This is a genomic window from Bartonella sp. AD13SXNS (assembly GCF_042196465.1).
In the GTDB taxonomy this organism is placed as follows: Bacteria; Pseudomonadota; Alphaproteobacteria; order Rhizobiales; family Rhizobiaceae; genus Bartonella.
In genome coordinates this window covers 1-21,252 of record NZ_JBHIQI010000005.1, presented here as the reverse complement: position 1 = coordinate 21,252, position 21,252 = coordinate 1, and the positions used below count along the sequence as shown (strand labels likewise).

Below are 21,252 nucleotides of genomic sequence, written 5' to 3'. Positions count from 1 at the left end.
TAAACTTACACATATTAGGAGAGATATGTTGCGTTATTTTAACGAAATACGAACCCATTTTTGTACCACATGCGCAAATCCAGTTTATCTCACTGTAATAACAATTCATAAGGTTACAAAAATTGCTAATGATGATTAAAAATTCTACCGTATAATATTTAATACCTATACACTCTATCAACAATACCTTTTTTACCGAAAAACTAGAAGGGCTTTTTTGCATCTTAAAAAATAAAGAGAGAAAGTAAGCACAAATGATAAAGAAATTTTTCCTAATCTTTAAAAGAAAATAGTGTATAAAATAAATATAAAACTTAAATTATAATTATATTTATATTTTTTTAAATCTATCTCAATAATAAAAATTATATAAATAATATTAATGCAAATTTATTATAAAATTACTATACACTCTATAAGATGAAATAATTTTTCACAATTTCAACAATATATTTTAAAGTTTTCAAAAATATATTCCTTACTATAAACTTCTCGATTATAAAGAATACGATCTCTTTTACATCTCAATTCAAAAGATTTGAATATCTCTTCACTTTCTAAAGTATAAAATAAAGTTTTGTTCCTCTTAAAATTTCCTCTTTATATCATCTTGCATAGATGCAATTTTTAGTTTTTCTTTATATGCGTTACAAACGAATTTTAAAGTACGAAACATTTTTTCCATTGCTCTCATGCGATAAAGAAATTTCCGTAACGCATTGTGAAAACACCTTGGATAAAACATAATACCTTATTTTGCTTTTTTAATAAAAATAATCCTATCATATATACTTCCCGCATATCTTCTTTTAAAGACCTTTGCTTTCGACATTCCCTTTGATATCTTCCTGTTAAAATCTTGCTGCTTTTATACGCCTTGTATTACAATAGAGCTATCTATTTAACCCAACATAACATATGGAATAAGACTTTAGCTGTGGAGTAAAACGATGTCTGATCTTGAGGATTCCCTCTTACCACCTTTAAAGTGGTTCTCTGATCAAAATCCTCCCATACCAGAAAGCATTCGCGATTGGCTCATGGAATTGGGCTCGATGACGCTTCGACTAAAAAAATATTGCACCTGCCTCCAAGTTCAACCACAACGCGAATGTTTCATTACGCGAGATAAATTAAAAGAAGAAGCAGAGCATCTCCCCGAAAGTACGCGTTATTGGCTACGCGAAGTCATATTGATAGGAGATAATAAACCTTGGCTTATCGGACGCACTGTAATCCCACAAGAAACCCTCCTACACAATCAAGCCTTGATGCATTTGGGAACTGTGCCCCTAGGAAACTATTTATTTAACAGTGGAAACTTAACCCGCGATTACATTCATATTGGTCAACAAGGTGCGTTATGGGCACGTCGTTCTCGTTTGCGACTAACTGGTAAGCCATTGTTGCTAACCGAACTGTTTTTAACAGATTCACCACTCTACCCCCATAAATAAAGGATGCTCATTTTATTCTGCATAATTTATAGATTTTGTATAGCTTAGAAGAGATTTAATCAGAGAAAAGAACTTCCAAAATCATCTCAAAATATCTTTTCATCTCAGCTTAAAAATGTTCCCCTTTAAAAAGCGTTTTAAAATTCTGCTTTCCTTATGACAATCATTAAAATCAGCTCTTAAATAAAGCAGATACGCCCCATATTGATAAAATCATATGCATTTAAATTTCTTGCCAAATAATCACCATTCTTGAAAAAATAATAGCAACTTTTTATAAAATAAGCACTTTGAAGTATCAAAAAATATAACAATACACGCCCACAAAAAGTTTGCAATCTGCATCAGTGAAATGCTTTTTCTAATCATTCTCTTTTGATCTCTAACGTTGAAGACAATAAATCTTTTTTAAAAAAATAAAAACTCTATAATATTTTTGTTTTTTATGATGTAATGACTTTGAAGAATAGAAAAATATAATGCAGAAAAGATACTCTATTGCTCTATGAGCTCCAAAAAAGATTCGTTTATTTCAAAAAAATATTTTTTTAATAATAGTATGTGTGTACAAAATAAATGAAATTTATCAACATCCTACTGACTTACAAAGGCGACGCACAATAAAAAATATTTTCCCATCCCCTTGAATTAACAAGATCTATTGCAATTTTTTACGAAGACTATTGCACACTTTAGAAAAATTTATTTGCCCCGCATACCGTTCCTTAAGCCATGCCATCACCTTACCGATATCGCGTAATTTTTCAGCCTTTGTTTGTGCCAAAGCTTCACAAAGAACCTGTTCTATTTCCATCTCCTTAAGTTGATAGGGAAGAAACTCACGAATAACTTCTATTTCTGCTTGTCCTCTCTCTGCCAATTCCAAGCAACCAGACTCTTTATAGACTCGTATCAATTCTTCACGCTGTTGAAGCATTTTAGTGAAAACAGACTGTATCTGCTGATCATCCACTTCTAGCTTCCCTTCATCATAATAAAGAATATCACGATCCCTAACTGCAGCATTCATTAAACGAAGTGTAGCAAGACGCGCACTATCTTGCGCTTTCAAAGCAGCCCTAAGAGCCGCATCAATCTGGTTACGCAACATTAAATTTATCCAATTTTGTTCAAGAGGAAGATGCTTCTTAACTAATCTTTATCCATCTTGCAATGGAGGATAAAAAAATAATTAAGGACTCGATCTTAGAAAAGATAAAAACAAGACTTTACCTCTTCATGGAATGTACTTATACTCTCTGTTTCAAGCGAAACATTACCAGAATAATATCTACAGCATCTGTTAGAAGTATGTTTTTGATATGATTTTTGTGTAAAGTTGATCATTATATCTTTCAGAAAATAACTTGTGGATACACACTATGATACAAGCGACTTTACCCAGCCACCCTTGGAGTATCAAAAAACCGACAGCCCTCTTAGTCTTAGCAGATGGAACCGTTATTGAAGGCAAAGGAGCAGGTGCTACAGGTATTGCTGAAGCTGAAGTGTGTTTTAACACTGCCATAACAGGCTATGAAGAAATCCTCACAGACCCGTCATACACACAACAAATCGTTAATTTTACTTTTCCTCATATAGGAAATGTGGGGGCAAATAGCGAAGATATTGAAGATCTCTCTCCTCTCAATTGTCATGGTGCTGTTGGCGCTATTTTCAAGGCAGACATTACACATCCCTCAAATTATCGTGCTCATGAAAACCTTGACCAATGGCTTAAAACGCGTAAAATTATCGCACTTTGTGGTATTGATACACGTGCCCTTACAATTCTTATTCGTGAGAAGGGTGCGCAAAATGCTGTTATTGCACATGATTCTGATGGAAATTTTGATATTCCTTCATTAAAGAAACGTGCACAAAAATGGCATGGTCTCGTCAATCTTGACCTTGCGAAAGAAGTGACATCTCAATCATCAATGCAATGGAATGAAAAACCATGGAGTTGGAATAAAGGATACGACACAAACAATGTGCACAATATTCATATCATTGCCATTGACTACGGTGTGAAACGCAACATTCTTCGCCTTATGGCAACACAAAAAGCACGCATTACTGTTGTGCCAGCCCACACAACTGCAAAAGAAATTCTAGCAATGAAGCCTGATGGCATTTTTCTTTCTAATGGACCAGGCGATCCTGCAGCTACGGCTCAATATGCCATTCCAACAATCAAAACATTAATTGATCATAATTTACCGATTTTTGGAATATGTCTTGGTCATCAACTTCTTGCTCTGACACTTGGCGCCAAAACCGTAAAAATGCACCAAGGACATCATGGTGCCAACCATCCAGTTAAAGACCTTAACAGCGGAAAAGTTGAGATTGTATCGATGAATCACGGTTTCGCCGTAGATGCTACCTCTTTACCACAACATGTTCAAGAAACACACATTTCTCTCTTTGATGGTTCAAACTGTGGTATTCGAATCATTGGAAAACCTGTTTTTTCTGTTCAATACCACCCCGAAGCTTCTCCTGGACCACAAGATAGTCACTACCTCTTTCAGCATTTCTCTGATCTCATTATGAATTACAAAAAAATATCTTAAAATAAAATGTCTCACCTTCTGGCTTCTCTCCAAATTACATCGTCTTCCTACGTGCAGTTATATTATTTTTATACCTACAGCTTATTGAACCATGAGTATTATTCATCATTTCACACCTTAAATGAGAGTGCTAGATAGCATCAATTTTTCTCATTCCCCTCCTCTTAAGCTCATATCAATCAAAACCATTAGCGTATCCACCCCAGCAAGATGAGTGTGTTTTAAAAAAGCATTTTTAAAGAGATAAAGGAGCTACCATATCAAGGACCAAGAGCTATCGTAATAAGAGAAACGAGAAAAGTGAATGTGAGCATCTTTTATAGAAGTGAAGATAATCGTGGATAGTGAATCTTATACCATTTACAGTGCCTTTGATCTTATATCATTCATCAGCACTATCACGAAATTGGTGTGAACACATTGAAAGCTATCTCTTCAAAATAAGTGCTGGATTTACAACCCAATACAGTTTTGAGCCTCCTATTTTGATGAGAAGCATATTCTCTATTGTAAAAAATAAAAAAAACAAAAGTGTGAGGATATGCAACAAATCTCTACTCTTTAAAAGATATTATCGTAGATAGTTTTAAAAGCTATAAAGCCGAATAAAAAAGTGATGACAAAACTGGAAACTGTTTTGCAGTTTTACAATTTTATATTCTTCCCAAATTAGATTGTCTTTCGATTTCAGAAATAATGTAAATAAATATACACAATATTTTATATCCAATTTAGATTTTATATCCAATTTAGCATATAAAACCCAGAATTTTTCAGATAATACTTTGATTTATAATAATATATTTTTATTCAACTTGAATAAGAAACTAAATATTGTAAGATTCTCTTATTTCAAATCTCTCTATGTTGAATCAATCAAAGTCATTCGCTTGCACGTCAAAAGCGGGATGAGTGTGTGGATAAAACTGTATAAGAAAGGACTAAAAATGCTCTTATGAACCGTCTCAAGTGCCAAGAGTTGCTCACCAACACCCACGAGCTGGAAAATAATGTGATGGTTCCAGCTTGCTTCTTTATAAACTTAAAGATGGCACTGCTCAATGGTATTATCGTTATTCCCTTCACGGGCGCCACCGCGAAATGGGCTTGGGTACCTGATGTCTCTTTAAAACAAACCCGTGAATGTGCAACACAATAGCATTCTGTTTTACGTACAGTACGGATACATCGAACACTGATACGTTTTACACTTTTTTTCAACACGCTACTGCATGTGCACTGGATATTGATTTGCAAGCAACAGAGAAAGCATAGCCTCTATTATACCAACAATATCACAAAACAAAAAATATTCGCAATGAATAAGAAAGCAATATTTTAACAACACTTTGCAAAACAAACATCCCAAAAACTTTCTTCCTATAAAGTTTATCTTGTGCATTCTCTAGCACAATATTCTTACCAGCCCCTCTCAACACATTAACGTACCCGCAAGGCAAAAATAACCGTTGCAATGACAAGAAGCAAAAAACCTCCTATAAAAGGAGCGCCAGAAAAATAAAACAATGCATTTTTATCTGTAAAACATTCAAAGAGAAACACATAAAAAACAGAACCAAATATTAAACTTAACGAAATAACAGATGTCATTGCTCCTTGCAGTTCTCCTTGTACATTTGTTGGTACCTGCGCTGAAGCAATAGCACGTATAGGTGCATGAACAAGATATTCAAGCATTGTGCACGCACAAACCATATAAACCATCCACCCCTGCGTCGCGAATGTATAACCCAGCATAGCAACAGAGGCAAACAAAAGCCCCACTATAACAATATGCCAATCACTCCATCGTTTAGAAAAATAAGGCAAAATGAGAGCGACTACAATAAATTGGCCTATCCCAAAAACACTATAGGAGAGTCCAATAGAAAAAGAACTCCAATCATAGCGTTCTTTTGCAATGAAAGCCCAAATGCTTAACCATACAGATTCCGCAAACCAATAAAGAAAAAAGACCAATAACACCCAAAGAACCATCGGGTATTGTTTCAGATGCCAAAAAGCACCTAAGGGATTTGCCCGCTTAATATCAAAAAAGCGCCTATTCCATAAAGAAAGGGTTTCTGGAAGCATAACCCAAGAAAAAATAAAATTAATGAGTGAAAAACCAGCAGCAAAATAAAACGGAATACGCGGACCAAACTGACCTAAAAAACCACCAATAAACGATCCTAAAATAAACCCCAATGCGGATGCAACGCCTAACAGACCAAAATTGCGTGTACGAGTTTTATCATCGGATATATCCGCAAGATAAGCTGTACAAGTTGCAAAACTAGCGCCACTTATCCCCGATAAAAGACGCCCGATAAATAACATAGAATAGCTCCATGCTATAGCACATATGAGATTATCAAGAGCAAAGCAGATAATAGAGACAAGCAAAATAGGACGACGACCATAACGATCAGAGAGATTACCAATAATAGGAGCAAACAAAAACTGCATCACTGAGTAAGCAGCAAGCAATTTTCCTCTTTCTACAAAAGACGCACTGACATCTTTTCCAGTTAACTGAGAAAAATATTCAGGCAAAACAGGACAAATAATTGCGATGCCAAGAATATCCAACAATAAAGTAATGAACACTAAAATGAGCCCACGCTGAACAAATTTCGGATTGAGCATTTGATCTTGCATAACATACACACTATTTTACACATACAATGACTCCCCCGCTATCTTTTAACTCCCTTTTCCTTTTAAAAGTATTCTATACCCTATACTTTTCACATATAAAATAATAACAAAGTAAAAATTTAAGTAAGAGTCAATATAAAACTATAAAATTACGTTTTAATTGGTATATCTTTAATTTGTATATCATTGTCAAAGCATAAAAAATATTTTTTGCATTATACGAACAAAATATTTGTGCAACAAACTCATGAACAAAATTTCATAAAACACAGAGTATTTCCAATAGTTTTAGAGATATTATGATGAATTTTATCAGACATCATTTTCCCCTCTCATACCACCGTTTTCAGGAATCTCAATTCCATTGGATACGTTAGATATCCTATAATAATTGAAACCTTTAAAAAATAAGCTCTTAAAAAATTTTTTCACCCTCAGAATATGCTATAAGGTTAAAGCAGCATCACCCGAATAGCTTAACAATGTAAAAAGCTCATCATATTTTTAAAAATATTTATTTGACAATACTTGTTTAAAGAATAAGTATATTATAGAGAAAAATCCCTTAATTCTATAATATTAGAAAAGATTCATATCACTTGCAGTTTGTGTAACCTTAAAAAACATGATTTTATCTTTATATTCATTGATACTCTTAACGATTGTATGCTACCATTAAATCTAACGATGATCATGATAAGCATTAAAAAATAGCACTTTTAGAAATAGTTCGTCATGAATTTTTAATTCAAAAATGGTGTATAAAATGCGAAAAATAATCCAATTAATCCTCATTTTAATGTTGGTTACAGGATGTGATAGTCAGGATTCTGGTCCACAAAAGAGCGTTTTAGATAATAACATAGAAACACAACAAACCACTAGCGTAAACCTAGATTCCTATACTCTAAATAAATTAAATGCTCTTCTCAAAAAACGTTTAGAAACAAATTATCAGGAAAAAGGTGCACTAATTGATTTTCTTTCTGAAGCTTTTTTAGGGACACCTTACCAAGCAAATATGTTACATGGCTCAGAAAATACACCAGAAAAACTGATCATTGATTTTAGAGGCTTAGATTGCTTCACTTATCTGGATTATGTTGAAGCATTGCGCAAATCAACATCCCAAACAGAATTCATAAATAACGTCATAAAAACGCGTTATATTAACGGTAATGTTCATTTTTTAAATCGGAAACATTTTTTTACGGACTGGGCTTATAGAGAATATAAACTCGCTACTGATATTACCGCTGAAATAAGTCCCCATGCGGTAAAAACAGAAAAATATCTCAACAAAAAAGCTGATGGTGGAAGCTATCTACCTGGGTTGCCAGTTGTGAAACGCACAATAACGTATATTCCAAGTAACTTTATTAATGAAGAGGTTATAGGTCGTTTACAGTCTGGTGATTTCATTGGTATTTATACGAAACTTGCTGGATTAGATGTAACACATGTAGGCTTCTTTATCATGACAGATAAAGGGCCAATGTTAAGAAATGCTTCTTCACGAAAAGAAAATGAAAAAGTTGTTGATTCTCCCTTTATGGATTATGTTGCAAAAACACCAGGAATCATCGTTTTAAGAGCGCTTTAATACCATCATAGCGATATGAAATATCTTCTCCATTCTTAAAATATATACTATAGTTATTCAGGTAAACATCTAACTTCGTTCAAGCTATACAGATACAATATATTTGTTTACAGTTTTAAGAGAAAAAAGTCGTTTTGATTATAACTTTGTTTATAGGTATGACCAAATCATTTTTGGAGAAATCACGGATTTGTAATCACTTTATACTGGCTGAACGATAAAGACAGAAAAAACTCTACTATAGTATCACCCTTTCCCTTCATATTCTCAACCAAGAGTTATCTTTAGATTACCGCTAATCTGATCTTTACGAATATAACGCAAAAGACACAAACGAACGTTTGTAAAAATAAGTAAAAGTAAAGCCAGATATGTTTGGTTGTTATCTATAAATTAAAATAGCCCTGATATAGCAGCATATTTATGATTAGGATGCACCAGTACTGTACGAGTCCTTGTAAAATTTTGATACCAGATTGGAATGAAAATATGAAAGCATCAATTAAAAACCAGTTTCTATCTTTAGCATCATTCCTTAGTTCAGCTTTGCGATTTTCTACAGCAACGACAATAATATCCTTTAAAGAGTAGAGATATGAGCATTATTTTTTGTTTTTTCATTCTTTAATGAGTCACCATCCTTCATGCAATAAAGAACACTCAAAACAGAACACATTGTATCGATAAAACAACACATTTATTAGCAGTAGTCATGATGATTAATTGATGATCACAAAACTTAAAAATTCTATTCATGATTCTCGTATAAAATTTATAATTAAACCTCATTAAACTTATTATGAAAGCTTAATTTCTCCTCGCCCGAAGAAACAAGATACCTACTTCCTACGGCTTGTAAACGATCTGCCCTCTTCAGCAAATTTTAACTGCTAACCATTTCATGTGCTTCACTTAACAAAAGAACACCGGCAAGCCCTACTCTGAACACTCTAAAAACAGTTAATGGATCAAATTTTATATGCCTCCCACTCCTTAAATGACAGTGTTTTACAGCAACAGGATAAATTTTGCCTTAGATATTCTGTTTACCCTTCTATACTTGCTTGATGAAAAAATAAAATCAATAAAAGAGCTTCATTGTATTTTCGAGAGCTATGAATCACCCCATCATAAAAAAACAGTTTAACATAACAGACAGTTTGAAAAATCTTTTTATATAAAAGGTATCATTGTTGTACCAGGAGGCAATTTTGCCTCATCTTCAGGCTCAACATGAATAGAAATACGCACATTATCAAATTCTTTTTGAAGAACCCCTTCGATTTTATCACAAATTTTATGTGCTTCCCCTACCTGCATGACAGCGGGCACAACCAAATGAAACTCTATAAAAGTAGCTCTACCAGCAACACGCGTACGTAAATCATGAACCTCAAGTGCACCACATGCATTTGCAGAAATCAGCTCTCGAATCCGCATGGTTTCATTCAATTCAACGCCAACATCCATTAATCCTTGAACAGCATTCCTAATCACCTTCCAGCCTTGTAAGAGAATATTAACGGCAACGATTATTGCTAAAATCGGATCTAAAACGCTCCATCCTCCTACAAAGCCAGCAATCAGACCAATTAAAATTGCAAGCGAAGTAAAAACATCCGTTATGAAATGCACTCCATCAGCTTTAAGAGCCGGTGAACGATGGCGTTTTCCCTGCCAAATAAGAACCATTCCCCACATACAATTTATGACAGTTGCAACAAGATGAATAACAAGCCATAGTCCAGGTTTCTGCAATAAATTAACGGTGGAAAGAGCTATCCATGCCTCTCTTAAAATGACAATTGCCGCAATAATAATGAGTACCCCTTCAAGAATCGCAGAAAAATACTCTGCTTTATGATGCCCAAAGGGATGGTCATGATCCGCCGGCTTCATACTCACTTTAACAGCCCACCATGCTGCCAATGACGCAAGGATATTAACAATTGATTCCAATGCATCAGAATAAAGTGCAACCGAATCCGTGATGTGATATGCCCAATATTTCAAAGCAAAAACAATGCACGCAATAAAAATGGAGTATAAAGTTAAGCTTTGTATATTGATTTTTACATCCATGAACCCCATCCTTTTCTTCACGAAATAAGGATTAATATTTTCAACCATATCATTATACTTTTGGCATATCGCCAATATTTCCTCAATATTACAGAAGCTTCATCATACAATAAACGCCTCAGCTCACCATTATTATCGTAAAAATTGCTCAGTTACACGAACAGCACCAATAAATAAAGAAGAGAGAAAATAATAGAAAAAAGAGCTTTCCAAAGAGCAATCAAACACATAACCTTCATTATTAATCGTTTTCTGAATAACTTAAAGCCATCTCACTTCTCATAAACGAAAAACTTGTTTTTGCTCAAATGTATCATGATCATGCATTATTTTTCAGTTTTATGATGTTCATTATAACCCATCTATAAGCCATCTTTGCACCTTAGAAAAAATATCTTAGCACTCTACGGTAACTTTACAGGTCAACAGGATTTTAAAATATGATTTACTAAAAAATTTAGATATAAAAAGAAGAGCAATGAATACCCCCAAAAAGAATCTGGGCATTGGGGACCCAGATTCTTTTCCCTTAAAAAATTAAGGGCATACAGCACTTGGGAAATAGCGGGGACCCAAGACACTGCAGCCGATACGAGAAAAAAATATATTATCCTGCATCGGTATTTTCACAATACACTCATTAATATATGTTGTCAACATAAATTCTACCATAAGTTTAAAGTAATATTTTTTTATCTCCCTTTTTAAAAATAAAACAAATTCTAACAGCTAGAAATCGTAAGAAAAAAGCATTAAAAATCTCGCATGCGTTTGAATATCACAACAATCGAAAAAACAGACGCCCCAACACCTTAACAGCCTATCATAATATCCGTAAAAAAGATCTTGTTGGACGATAACATTAATTTATTGCTGAAAACACAATAACATTGTCCGCATTCCTACATTCGAAAGAATTTTTTTCCCTCTCACTGCTTATCGTAGCAAAACGTCTTCTTGAACTTCTCCCGCTTTTGGAAAAAATACAGCCTCTATGTCCCATTTATTGCGTTCCACAAAAAGTTATGGATAATATCACCGGCTTCCATGTTCATCGTGGTGTTCTGGGTATTGGTAAACGCAAAAAGCTCCCCTCCTGATAGAATTTTTTACAAAATCTTCCAGAAAAAGCGTTGATTCTGATTTTATGGGCGATCTCCAATCACGATAATATGGAACCAATTTTTCGTAATGCAACAGCTTTTGCAATTAACAGCATTATTGTCGACAAAACCTCATGCGACACATTTTATCGCAAATCCGTCAGAATTTCTGCCGATAGTTCCCTATACGCAACACGCTGATATGAATGACATTATATCTATTCTAAACGATGAAAACTTTCATCTTTATGCACTCTCCCTTCTGCCTCACACATTTTCTCAAGCAAGCAAACAAAAGCAAAAGAATGACATTTATTTTTTAGAACACAAGGCGATGGCTTATCACCCCATATACGACAACAATAAAAATCTTACGTATTTCCATGACTAACTGCTTTGACAGCCTCAAGTATTGCACTCACCCATTGCACCAACTTTAAACACTTAAAATGGTAACACTCTAAGGTATAAAAAATATCCGATGATATGTGTTATCTACCCTGCCCCTAATGTTTCTGTCTCTCTAACATTCGAGAACATTGATAAGAAACATTTTACATTTTTCTTATTAATGCTTTCTACATACACCCTAACCCCACTTATGATGTGCAAGAAATATGATTTTGATGGATTCAATCATAAAACAAATTTACAATGAGAAAATCTCACGGAAGTTTCTCATTCACGGTGAAGGTTGCAAATTATCATTATAAATCAATTTACGATTTTTTTATGAAACCGTTGCTTTAAGTTCAGAGGAAATAGAATCATTTGTTTCGAGATTGCACAAAATGCGCTTCAACATCATTTCAGTATCGGCCGCACGTTCTGAATGTGTTACAAATCCTCCCCCAAGAATACGCGCCTCATGACCATTTCCATCATAAAGAACGCAAGCTTGCCCTGGTGCCACACCATTTTCACATTCCAACAGATCAACGGAAAAAACACCTTCTTTATAATGCAAGCGCGCAAGATGAGGAGGACGCGTTGAGCGCACCTTTACAGCCACCTCAATACCTTGAGAAGGAAAATTATCTAACGACTCATCACCAAGCCAATTCACATCACGTAAAAAAAGCTTATGTGTTTCTAGCATTTCACGCGGACCAACAATAACACGTGCATTTTCCACATCGAGATAAATCACATACAGCGCTTCACCAGTTGACACCCCAATACCACGACGTTGACCAACCGTATAATTAACAATCCCCGAATGTTTACCTAAAATTTTTCCATCGATATGGACAATAATACCAGGATTAGCTGCTTCTGGACGCAGTTTTGCGATAACATCTGAATATTTTCCTTGTGGAACAAAACAAATATCCTGACTATCATGCTTATTAGCAATCACAAAGCCCATTTCTGCTGCCATTTCACGAACGCGTGCTTTTGGAAGGTCACCAAGTGGAAAACGCAAATAATCAATCTGTTCTTGTGTTGTTGCAAAGAGAAAATAACTCTGATCACGATCATTATCGAGAGGACGAAAGAGTGCTCGGTGCGCTCCATGAGAACGCGAACGAATATAATGTCCCGTAGCCAAAGCATCGGCTCCCAATTCGCGTGCCGTTGCTAATAAATCAGCAAACTTGACCGTCTGATTGCACGCAATACATGGCACTGGTGTTTCTCCATGCGCATAACTTTCTGCAAAAGGATCAATAACAGCTTCGCGAAAGCGCTTTTCATAATCAAGAACATAATGCGGTATTCCTAATGTTTCTGCAACACGGCGTGCATCTTCAATATCTTGTCCCGCACAACACGCCCCCACCCGATGCGTTGCAGCCCCATGATCATAAAGCTGCAACGTAATACCAATGACATTATACCCTTCCTTTTTCAAAAGACCTGCAACAACCGATGAATCAACCCCTCCCGACATTGCAACAACAATGCGAGAATCCTTAGGGTGTCCTGGTAAATCAAGGCTGTTTAAAAACATGTATTCATTCTCTATTTAATGCTCTCTTTAATGGATACCCATCTGTTATTAATATTCTGATGCGCGTTCTCTGCCACTTTTATACTATTAATTGTTTTTTATATTGTTTTTTTATCTTTTCCACAACCATAGCATCACATTCTAAAAAGCTGCTGCAAACAAAAAAAGAGTGATAGAAATAAGGCACCGTTGAAATCGTTGGAAGAAAATTCTTTTAGAAAACCTTTTTGCTCTTTTTAAAAATCTAGTAAAATGTTGCAAAAAATTTTTCTATACGCTTCGCTCTAGCTTCTTTTTATATGCTCAATCACTTTATTAATTTTTTCTTTCTGCGCGTTTAGCTCTTTTTTAAATTTCATGCTCTATAAACGAATCAAATCCTTGACGAAAGGTAGAGGATACGGATGACCAATTTGATAAAAACACAAATGAAGTATGTTATTGGACCAGATGGAAGCCCACTTACAATTGCCGACTTACCGCCACAAACAACACGGCGCTGGGTGATTCGTCGCAAAGCTGAAGTTGTTGCGGCTGTCAGAGGTGGATTGTTAAGTCTTGACGAAGCGTGTCAACGTTATACTTTGACAGTAGAAGAATTTCTTTCATGGCAAAGTTTGATCGATGAACACGGTTTAGCGGGATTACGAACAACGAGGACTCAACACTACAGGCATTAAGTTGCCATTGATCATGATTCGATAACAGCTTAAAAATACTTTATAAAACAGCCAAACTCGATAAAAGTTTGGCTGTTTTATACTATTCTCAAAAAATAAATCTAAAAGAATTGATCTTTCAATAATTTCTTTTATCATCCAACCATTGAATTAGATTGCATCAAAATATCCTCATCATCGGTAGCAGTTTTCTTTTCTCGTGCCTCCAAAAGCTGTGCACGTTGCAGCTCTGTATTCGCCTCATAAAGAGCAATTTCAGCATTTGTTTTTTGAAGTTGTAAATCACGAATTGAATTGATCAGATTATCACGTCTTTGTCGCGCTGCGCGCGCAAAAGCAGAATAAGCAAAATGGTGAACATCATTGTTTCCAGATTTACGTTCTTCATTAGTAATCTGTACCTCCAGTTCTAACACCATTCGTTCAAATTCTGCGATCATCATCTCAAGCTGTGCAATTTCACGACGCTTTCCACGTACTTGAAACATTCTCAATCGCACCATATTTACCCGTGGCTTCATACTCACTACTCCTTGATTGCGATAACTCAAAACTCGCATTCACACCCAATACATACCTTTTTCGTTATATATCTATTCGATAAAACAGTCTATTAACTTGAAACTACAATAATTTCTCCTTTCCTTAAAGCATCTGCCAACACAACCTACTTTAAAGATCAATAACTATTTCTTTACTTTTCTTCCCCTACTATAAAATGAAGAGGTTTAAAGCTCAGTAAACAAACACTGAAATTGTAAAAAAGTAATTTATAATGTTTTTTTACAAGATTTTTTTAGGTTAAAGTTTATAAAAAAAGCCCTTCATTTTTTATTATGTTAAAAAATATGCAATTTTTCTAAAATAATTTTATAGCCTCTTTCAAAAATAAAAATATTTTGTTAACCACTATCATGGATAGTGGGGAATTTGGTAGTGATTGTTACGCGTACTACTGAAATATTCATAAATGCTTTATTATAAGCGTTTGATTTCATGAATTGTTTTTATAACAGTGATTTTATCAACTGTTATAAACATAGAAATGCTCCTTGTGATTCGTGAAGGAGCGAAGTGAGGGATCTAAAATGCGCGTATTGTTGATTGAAGATGATAGAGCAGTTACTCAAAGTATTGAGTTGATGCTAAAATCAGCCAATTTTAATGTTTATATCACTGATCTGGGTGAAGAAGGTATCGATTTAGGAAAGCTCTATGATTATGATATCATTTTGCTTGATCTGAATCTCCCTGACATGTCAGGGTACGATGTCTTGCGGACTCTAAGGTTGGCAAAAATAAAAACTCCTGTCCTTATTCTTTCCGGTATGAATGCTATTGAAGACAAAGTCCGTGGTTTTGGCTTTGGGGCAGATGACTATATGACGAAGCCTTTCCATAAGGATGAGCTCATTGCACGTATCCATGCAGTTGTTCGTCGTTCTAAAGGGCATGCACAATCAGTTATTGTCACCGGAGATCTCACCGTTAACCTTGATGCAAAAACGGTTGAAGTTGCAGGACGTCCCGTTCATTTAACTGGTAAAGAGTACCAAATGCTAGAGCTTCTCTCTTTACGCAAAGGTACAACACTTACTAAGGAAATGTTTCTCAATCATCTCTATGGTGGAATGGATGAACCAGAACTAAAAATTATCGATGTTTTTATCTGTAAATTACGGAAAAAATTGGAAGCGGTCTCTTCTAATGTAAATTACATTGATACAGTTTGGGGACGTGGTTATGTATTACGTGATCCAATTGAAGAAAATGTACGGAAAACCGCTTAAGCATTAAAAATGCACATTGTAAAAGTAAAATCTCGGGGTATAGCGGACCGAGATTTTGTCTCTGTCAAAAATAAAAAAAACCGCATACAAAAAATCTCATATAGAAAGCGCTTAAAGCTTAAGAAGTAACTACACCTATTTATAGATATAATCTCATCGTTCGTAAGTTCAATCGAAGCCACTTTTTCCCCAACACGGCTTAAGCGCTTCTCTCTTATTCAAAGCTTTTTTACACTTTCTAAAACAATACAACAATCTTTTTCATCAATACTTATTTTCATCTCTGTCATCTGAGCAAGCAACATTGTGTAATAAAATTGGATGACATGTGCATCAATAAGCTCTTCTTGTTGAACTTCTCCATGATATAACGCAAGAAAATGAGGAGGAATACGAAGAGTTTTACCGAAAATCTCAAATCGAAAAGAACGTTTATTTTCCTCTTGTAGAATCATCACAACAATTTCACCACCACGAGAAACTGTTGCGTTTGCAATCAATAATAAATTAAGCAAAAGTTTAATTTCATCTTTTTGTAACAAAAAAGAAGGAGCCTGCCATTTTAAAGTTGCTTTTTCTTGCCGCATATATTGTTGAGCGACCTGCTCTGCAGCCCGTGTATCTATTTGTCCTCTACTTGCACCAGCAAAACCAAAAGCCAATCGCGCAAATTGTAGACGTGCAGAAGCACTCGCAACGGATAAACGCACCAATTGTAAAGCATCTTTTTCAGCTCCTCCTTCATCATAAAGCTCCATTGCATTTTGAATAGCCCCCACAGGCGAAATCAAATCATGGCAAATACGACTACAAAGCAAAGCAGCAAGATCCATAGGCTTTAAAGAAATATCTAACGTCATAATGATTGAAAACTCCTAAATTCAAAAAACAAACTTTATTTTAAAGAAAAACTCTTAACATCTGATGCATAATAGGCCACATTAACAATCATGCTAAAAAAAATTCAGAAATAAATTCAAGAATTTAAATAACATTACATCTTATTTTTTATTTGAATAGAATAAAAATTCTAATATTATCTCTTTGTTTGTCACTAATAAAAGGAGAAAACTCTATGGCTCTCTCTCTTCTAAAATACTGGTACAAAAATATTATATCTTTAATCCTCCTTTTATTCGTCACCCTAAACACTGCACATGCTCAACTAAAACCAATAGAGCCAAAAGAACCTCATTACTCACTCCAAGAAATTATTGATTCCGGTCATATTTTTTTTGGAAAAACAGCCAGTGGTCTGGCCGTTGCAATTCAAAATATTTTTTCAAAATACGGTTATCCCAATGCCTATATTTTAGGAGAAGAAGCTTCTGGTGCCTTTTTTGCTGGATTAACCTATGGCGAAGGAAGGGTTTTTACCAAAATCCATGGTCAGCATAAAGTTTTTTGGCAAGGTCCCTCAGTAGGATGGGATTTTGGCGGCCAAGGTTCACGTTTAATGATTCTAGTTTATAATCTTAATAACATAAATAATTTATGGGGACGCTATGGCGGTATTTCAGGTTCGGCCTATTTAATTGCAGGTGTTGGTTTTCATGTCCTCAAATACCATGATACCTTGTTAATCCCAATACGGACAGGAATCGGTGCACGCCTTGGGATCAATATAGGATATTTAAAATTAACACCTAGACCAACATGGAATCCATTTTAAACGATTTCTTATTTGAAAAGGGGTATTATGCTTATTCAATCGTTTCTTTTTTTTATTCTTGGAGTTGCCTCTACTTCTTGGTTACTAGTGCTTTTGTCTCCTCTTATTTGGCGTAAAGCCGTTCATTTTGCGTATAAGGATATTTGTGCGCAAATTCCATTATCCCTCACGGAAATAGAAGCAAACCATGATTTTCTTCGTGCACAACATGCTGTAGAATTAGCAAACAACCAACAAAAGTACGAATCTTTGCAAAAAAAATACGCCCAACAGAAAATACAACTGAGCCAAGTAACAGAACAATTTTATCGGCTATACCTCCCCACACAAGACACTCCCACCAAAGCAGCAAAAGCAATCAAACAAAATATTGCCACAACAAGCCCCTTCAAGGACAAGCAAAATGATACGTGAAAAAATCTCACACTATCAGCAACGTTTACAAAAAATCCAAATTCATGCGCTTGACACGACTACGAACCAGAAACTGCTGGAAGAACTACGTGAAGAAACAAAAGAACTCGCAGCAACATTAGCAGCTCACATAGCGCTACAAGAGGGGGACACATCACCCATCAATACACTCATTCAAAACTCCAAAAGCAAAAATGACCTAGCATCACGTATTCGCAAAAAAATAACGCTTCTCTCCCAAGTCCCCCTTAAATAAGTTGTCTTTAAAAACACCTTAAATGAAGAGTGAAATCAACAAAGATTCATTGTTACTCTCATAACCGGAATATTTTTTATTAAACGTGGCTTTCTCACTAAACGAAAGAACAAAGTTTTTTAAACCCATGCCGTTTTGTAAAAATCCATCTTCTTGTCTCGCTGGTTTTCCTTGCTGATCATATCACCGCCATAAAGGACAACATTTCATGAGTCCAGACAATTATACTTAAAAACATTTGCCACACACTCTAATAAAAATATTTTCTAAAATATCCCCATCCATAAAGCTTTTACATATTTTTAAAGATAAAAACACTCTCTCAAGAGTAATAAAAGTCTTTTATTTTCTGAATAATCATATCCTGATCAGTCTGCGTTAAATAAGGATGCATGGGTAAACTTAAAACACAATCTCCTAAAGACTCTGAAACAGAAAGAGAATCTTTGACATAAGGAAAATGTTTATAAGCAGGCTGTTTATGTAAAGGAGTTTTATAATAAACCATTGTAGGAATAGAATTTTTTTGTAAAAAATCTTTTAGTTTATCACGTTCTTTTACCTTAATCGTATATTGTGCATAAGCAGAACGAATATTTTCTCCTATTTCTGGAACTGTAACAATATCTCTTAAGCCATCGGAATAACGTTGAGCAATTTCTACACGCTTTTGCATTTCATCTTCAAAGATAACAAACTTTTCTAATAAAATTGCAGCTTGAATGCTATCTAAGCGCGAATTCATACCAATACGAACATTATCATATTGCGTTTCACCTTTACCATGAAACAAAATAGAACGTAAAAGTTCTGCCAAATGATCATCATTGGTCATCATAGCGCCTCCATCACCATAACATCCTAATGGTTTTGCAGGATAAAAACTTGTGGCCGCTACATCACCAAAAGCACCACACATAGTATTATCGCTTCTCCCCCCCATAGATTGTGCAGCATCTTCAATCACAAAAAGATTTTCCTTTGCTGCTACTTGAGCAATTTGCACATAGTCAGCAGGCAGCCCAAATAAATCAACAGCAATAAGAGCTTTTGGCTTTAGACGTCCTTCTTTTTTTACCATTTCAATTGCGTGAGAAAGTTTTTCAACATCAATATTGAATGTATCAGGTAAAACATCTACAAAAACAGGCTCTGCCCCCACTAAAGCAACCACTTCTGCCGTTGCAGAAAACGTAAAACTAGGACAAAATACAGCATCACCTGGACCAATATTTTTAGCCATGAGAGGCATCTTCAAAGCATCCGTTCCATTCGCACATGCTATCACATGTTTAACACCAAGATATTCTGCCAATTTCTCTTCAAATTCTGTTACTTTTGGCCCCAAAATATACTTACCACTAGCGACCACATGCGCAATTGCAGAATTAATTTTATCTTCAATACGCGCACGCTGCGCCCCAAGGTCGATGAATTGCATATTAACTCCATTGATCATCACAAGAATGCAAAAACACTACCGCTCTCTTTTATCTATAATAATTGACTTTATCCATAATAATTGACACCAGCAGCTGTTAAAATCCGTAAAACCGCAATAGCATCATCACCATTTGTACGAGGCGACTGACGCGTTTCAATACAATGAAGAAAGTGCCGTAATTCGCAAGTAAGCGGCAAATCTTCACAAACATCGATGTAATTCAGCCCATCCATGCTAAAAGCCCACTCTTGATTTTCTTTCCAAACGGCAAAATGGTGTATTGCCAATTTACGGCTCCACGGTTCCATATCATCAAAAACGAGTATAGCCTTTGTTCCAACAACGGTTAAACGCCTTTCACGGTAAGGACTAAGACGTGAAGTGAAAAGATGACTACGCACACCATTTGGAAAAGTCATATGAACATGAGAAAAGTCAGAAGTCTTATCCACGACAGCAGCCCCCTCTCCCTGAATTTGAGAGGGTTCACATTCTGTCAACGCCAAAATCATTGAGAGATCATGAGGGGCAAGATCCCATAAAGCATCACTGTGTGTGTGAAATTTTCCAAAGCCTAATCTATGAGAATAGATATATCGCACATCCCCCAATTCTCCCTTTTTCACCAATTCACACATTTTTTCAAAAGCCGGATGAAATCGTAAAATATGTCCCACCATAAAAATCCGCCCATAAGCATCTGCTTCCTGAACTTGGCGTTTAGCATCAGCAATATTTAGAGCTATTGGTTTTTCCACCAAAACATCTTTACCGCTTTTAACAGCACGCAGCACATTTTGCGTATGAAATTGTGGAGGCAGCGCCAACACCACTGCATCAATATCTCTATGAGCAAAAAGATCATCTGGTTTAATAATCTCCACACCATACAGTGTTGCAAAACTGGCAGCACGATCACTATCAATATCAGAAACTGCTGCTAAAGCCCCAAGAGAGTGAAGTGTCTTTATATGATTTCCACCCCAATGACCGCATCCTAAAACCGCTACACGTGGCACCATTTTTACGCCTTACCTTACTTTATCATATAAAACTACACTTACATATCGAGGATAAAATAAAATAACAAGAAAAAAGCTTCAAAACGATGCTTGACATCTTACTATTCTACCCCTTATATCCGCAAAAGATGAAATAGTTTACAGTAATGTATCTGTTTTGGCGGAGTAGCTCAGTAGGTTAGAGCAGAGGAATCATAATCCTTGTGTCGGGGGTTCAAATCCCTCCTCCGCTACCATTACTTTTTTGTTGTGTGTGTAGCTTGCCAGCGGGTTTTGTATATTTTTCCACTAGGTTTTGTACCAATTTATTTTTTTTAAAGAGTTTTTAAGGGGTTCTCAAAGGATCTTCAAAGACCTTATCTAAAGGGTATTTAAAGCTCCCTTTAACGCGTTTTTCTGCTCCTATTTTTCCAAATCACTAAAGCATGTAAAATCGGATTGAAAGGCAAGGGAAACGCTTCCTGTCGGACCATGGCGTTGTTTTGCTATAATAACCTCAGCTTTGCCCTTGGCTTGCTCCATTGCCTCTTGCCAT

General features: G+C 35.4%; 17 protein-coding genes, 1 tRNA gene and 1 pseudogene. 10 read left to right on the top strand and 9 right to left on the bottom strand.

What is annotated here, in order from left to right; translation table 11 throughout:
• Nucleotides 1-950 precede the first annotated feature (950 nt).
• Nucleotides 951-1,457: a chorismate lyase gene (ubiC, locus tag ACFIMQ_RS04795; protein ID WP_375616556.1), complete on the top strand. Its 507-nt coding sequence runs from the start codon at nucleotides 951-953 to the stop codon at nucleotides 1,455-1,457.
• 658 nt (nucleotides 1,458-2,115) lie between these two features.
• Here ubiC and ACFIMQ_RS04790 read toward each other — a convergent pair.
• Nucleotides 2,116-2,568, bottom strand: a complete 453-nt coding sequence (locus tag ACFIMQ_RS04790; RefSeq protein WP_375616557.1) for a GatB/YqeY domain-containing protein — start codon at nucleotides 2,566-2,568, stop codon at nucleotides 2,116-2,118.
• Nucleotides 2,569-2,839: 271 nt separating this feature from the next.
• On the opposite strand from ACFIMQ_RS04790, the gene carA reads away from it, so the two are divergent.
• Together carA and ACFIMQ_RS04780 are read left to right on the top strand one after the other, a co-directional pair.
• Nucleotides 2,840-4,036, top strand: a complete 1,197-nt coding sequence (carA, locus tag ACFIMQ_RS04785) for a glutamine-hydrolyzing carbamoyl-phosphate synthase small subunit (protein ID WP_375703510.1) — start codon at nucleotides 2,840-2,842, stop codon at nucleotides 4,034-4,036.
• A gap of 955 nt (nucleotides 4,037-4,991) precedes the next feature.
• Complete coding sequence (locus ACFIMQ_RS04780; protein ID WP_375703509.1) at nucleotides 4,992-5,195, top strand: hypothetical protein; 204 nt, start codon at nucleotides 4,992-4,994, stop codon at nucleotides 5,193-5,195.
• Between the two features lie 281 nt (nucleotides 5,196-5,476).
• Here ACFIMQ_RS04780 and ACFIMQ_RS04775 read toward each other — a convergent pair whose 3' ends face one another.
• Nucleotides 5,477-6,697 (bottom strand): MFS transporter, encoded by a 1,221-nt coding sequence (locus ACFIMQ_RS04775; RefSeq protein WP_375616559.1) that lies wholly within the window; start codon nucleotides 6,695-6,697, stop codon nucleotides 5,477-5,479.
• 766 nt (nucleotides 6,698-7,463) lie between these two features.
• On the opposite strand from ACFIMQ_RS04775, the gene ACFIMQ_RS04770 reads away from it, so the two are divergent.
• Nucleotides 7,464-8,300, top strand: a complete 837-nt coding sequence (locus tag ACFIMQ_RS04770; RefSeq protein ID WP_375703508.1) for a DUF1460 domain-containing protein — start codon at nucleotides 7,464-7,466, stop codon at nucleotides 8,298-8,300.
• Nucleotides 8,301-9,473: 1,173 nt separating this feature from the next.
• Here ACFIMQ_RS04770 and ACFIMQ_RS04765 read toward each other — a convergent pair.
• Entirely contained in the window at nucleotides 9,474-10,382 is a 909-nt protein-coding gene (locus tag ACFIMQ_RS04765) for a cation diffusion facilitator family transporter (protein ID WP_375703507.1), read from the bottom strand.
• A 1,191-nt stretch (nucleotides 10,383-11,573) separates the two neighbouring features.
• Between ACFIMQ_RS04765 and ACFIMQ_RS04760 the strand changes: the two genes are divergently transcribed.
• Nucleotides 11,574-11,876, top strand: coding sequence for a hypothetical protein (locus tag ACFIMQ_RS04760; protein WP_375703506.1), 303 nt, complete (start codon nucleotides 11,574-11,576; stop codon nucleotides 11,874-11,876).
• 339 nt (nucleotides 11,877-12,215) lie between these two features.
• Here ACFIMQ_RS04760 and mnmA read toward each other — a convergent pair whose 3' ends face one another.
• Nucleotides 12,216-13,439, bottom strand: a complete 1,224-nt coding sequence (gene mnmA / locus ACFIMQ_RS04755) for a tRNA 2-thiouridine(34) synthase MnmA (protein WP_375703505.1) — start codon at nucleotides 13,437-13,439, stop codon at nucleotides 12,216-12,218.
• A gap of 404 nt (nucleotides 13,440-13,843) precedes the next feature.
• Here mnmA and ACFIMQ_RS04750 point away from each other — a divergent pair, with 404 nt between their 5' ends.
• Nucleotides 13,844-14,119: a DUF1153 domain-containing protein gene (locus ACFIMQ_RS04750; protein ID WP_375616564.1), complete on the top strand. Its 276-nt coding sequence runs from the start codon at nucleotides 13,844-13,846 to the stop codon at nucleotides 14,117-14,119.
• A gap of 134 nt (nucleotides 14,120-14,253) precedes the next feature.
• Here ACFIMQ_RS04750 and ACFIMQ_RS04745 read toward each other — a convergent pair whose 3' ends face one another.
• On the bottom strand, nucleotides 14,254-14,640 hold the full coding sequence (locus ACFIMQ_RS04745; protein WP_375616565.1) for a flagellar export protein FliJ: 387 nt from the start codon (nucleotides 14,638-14,640) through the stop codon (nucleotides 14,254-14,256).
• Between the two features lie 567 nt (nucleotides 14,641-15,207).
• Between ACFIMQ_RS04745 and ctrA the strand changes: the two genes are divergently transcribed.
• Nucleotides 15,208-15,909, top strand: coding sequence for a response regulator transcription factor CtrA (ctrA, locus tag ACFIMQ_RS04740; RefSeq protein WP_375616566.1), 702 nt, complete (start codon nucleotides 15,208-15,210; stop codon nucleotides 15,907-15,909).
• A 218-nt stretch (nucleotides 15,910-16,127) separates the two neighbouring features.
• On the opposite strand, the gene chpT is transcribed toward ctrA, so the two are convergent.
• Nucleotides 16,128-16,769 carry a histidine phosphotransferase ChpT gene (gene chpT / locus ACFIMQ_RS04735; protein WP_375616567.1) on the bottom strand — a complete coding sequence of 214 codons (642 nt, stop codon included), beginning with the start codon at nucleotides 16,767-16,769 and terminating at the stop codon, nucleotides 16,128-16,130.
• A gap of 215 nt (nucleotides 16,770-16,984) precedes the next feature.
• On the opposite strand from chpT, the gene ACFIMQ_RS04730 reads away from it, so the two are divergent.
• Together ACFIMQ_RS04730 and ACFIMQ_RS04725 are read left to right on the top strand one after the other, a co-directional pair.
• Nucleotides 16,985-17,581 (top strand): DUF1134 domain-containing protein, encoded by a 597-nt coding sequence (locus ACFIMQ_RS04730; RefSeq protein ID WP_375703504.1) that lies wholly within the window; start codon nucleotides 16,985-16,987, stop codon nucleotides 17,579-17,581.
• Nucleotides 17,582-17,608: 27 nt separating this feature from the next.
• A pseudogene (locus tag ACFIMQ_RS04725) lies at nucleotides 17,609-18,251 on the top strand (hypothetical protein).
• 322 nt (nucleotides 18,252-18,573) lie between these two features.
• Here ACFIMQ_RS04725 and ACFIMQ_RS04720 read toward each other — a convergent pair.
• Both ACFIMQ_RS04720 and ACFIMQ_RS04715 read right to left on the bottom strand, forming a co-directional pair.
• Nucleotides 18,574-19,692 (bottom strand): DegT/DnrJ/EryC1/StrS family aminotransferase, encoded by a 1,119-nt coding sequence (locus ACFIMQ_RS04720; protein WP_375703503.1) that lies wholly within the window; start codon nucleotides 19,690-19,692, stop codon nucleotides 18,574-18,576.
• Between the two features lie 68 nt (nucleotides 19,693-19,760).
• Nucleotides 19,761-20,717, bottom strand: coding sequence for a Gfo/Idh/MocA family protein (locus ACFIMQ_RS04715; protein ID WP_375703502.1), 957 nt, complete (start codon nucleotides 20,715-20,717; stop codon nucleotides 19,761-19,763).
• A 159-nt stretch (nucleotides 20,718-20,876) separates the two neighbouring features.
• Here ACFIMQ_RS04715 and ACFIMQ_RS04710 point away from each other — a divergent pair.
• Nucleotides 20,877-20,953: transfer RNA gene (locus tag ACFIMQ_RS04710), tRNA-Met, on the top strand.
• Nucleotides 20,954-21,119: 166 nt separating this feature from the next.
• Here ACFIMQ_RS04710 and ACFIMQ_RS04705 read toward each other — a convergent pair.
• A partial coding sequence (locus tag ACFIMQ_RS04705) for a DnaB-like helicase C-terminal domain-containing protein (protein ID WP_375703542.1) occupies nucleotides 21,120-21,252 on the bottom strand: 133 nt, incomplete at its 5' end.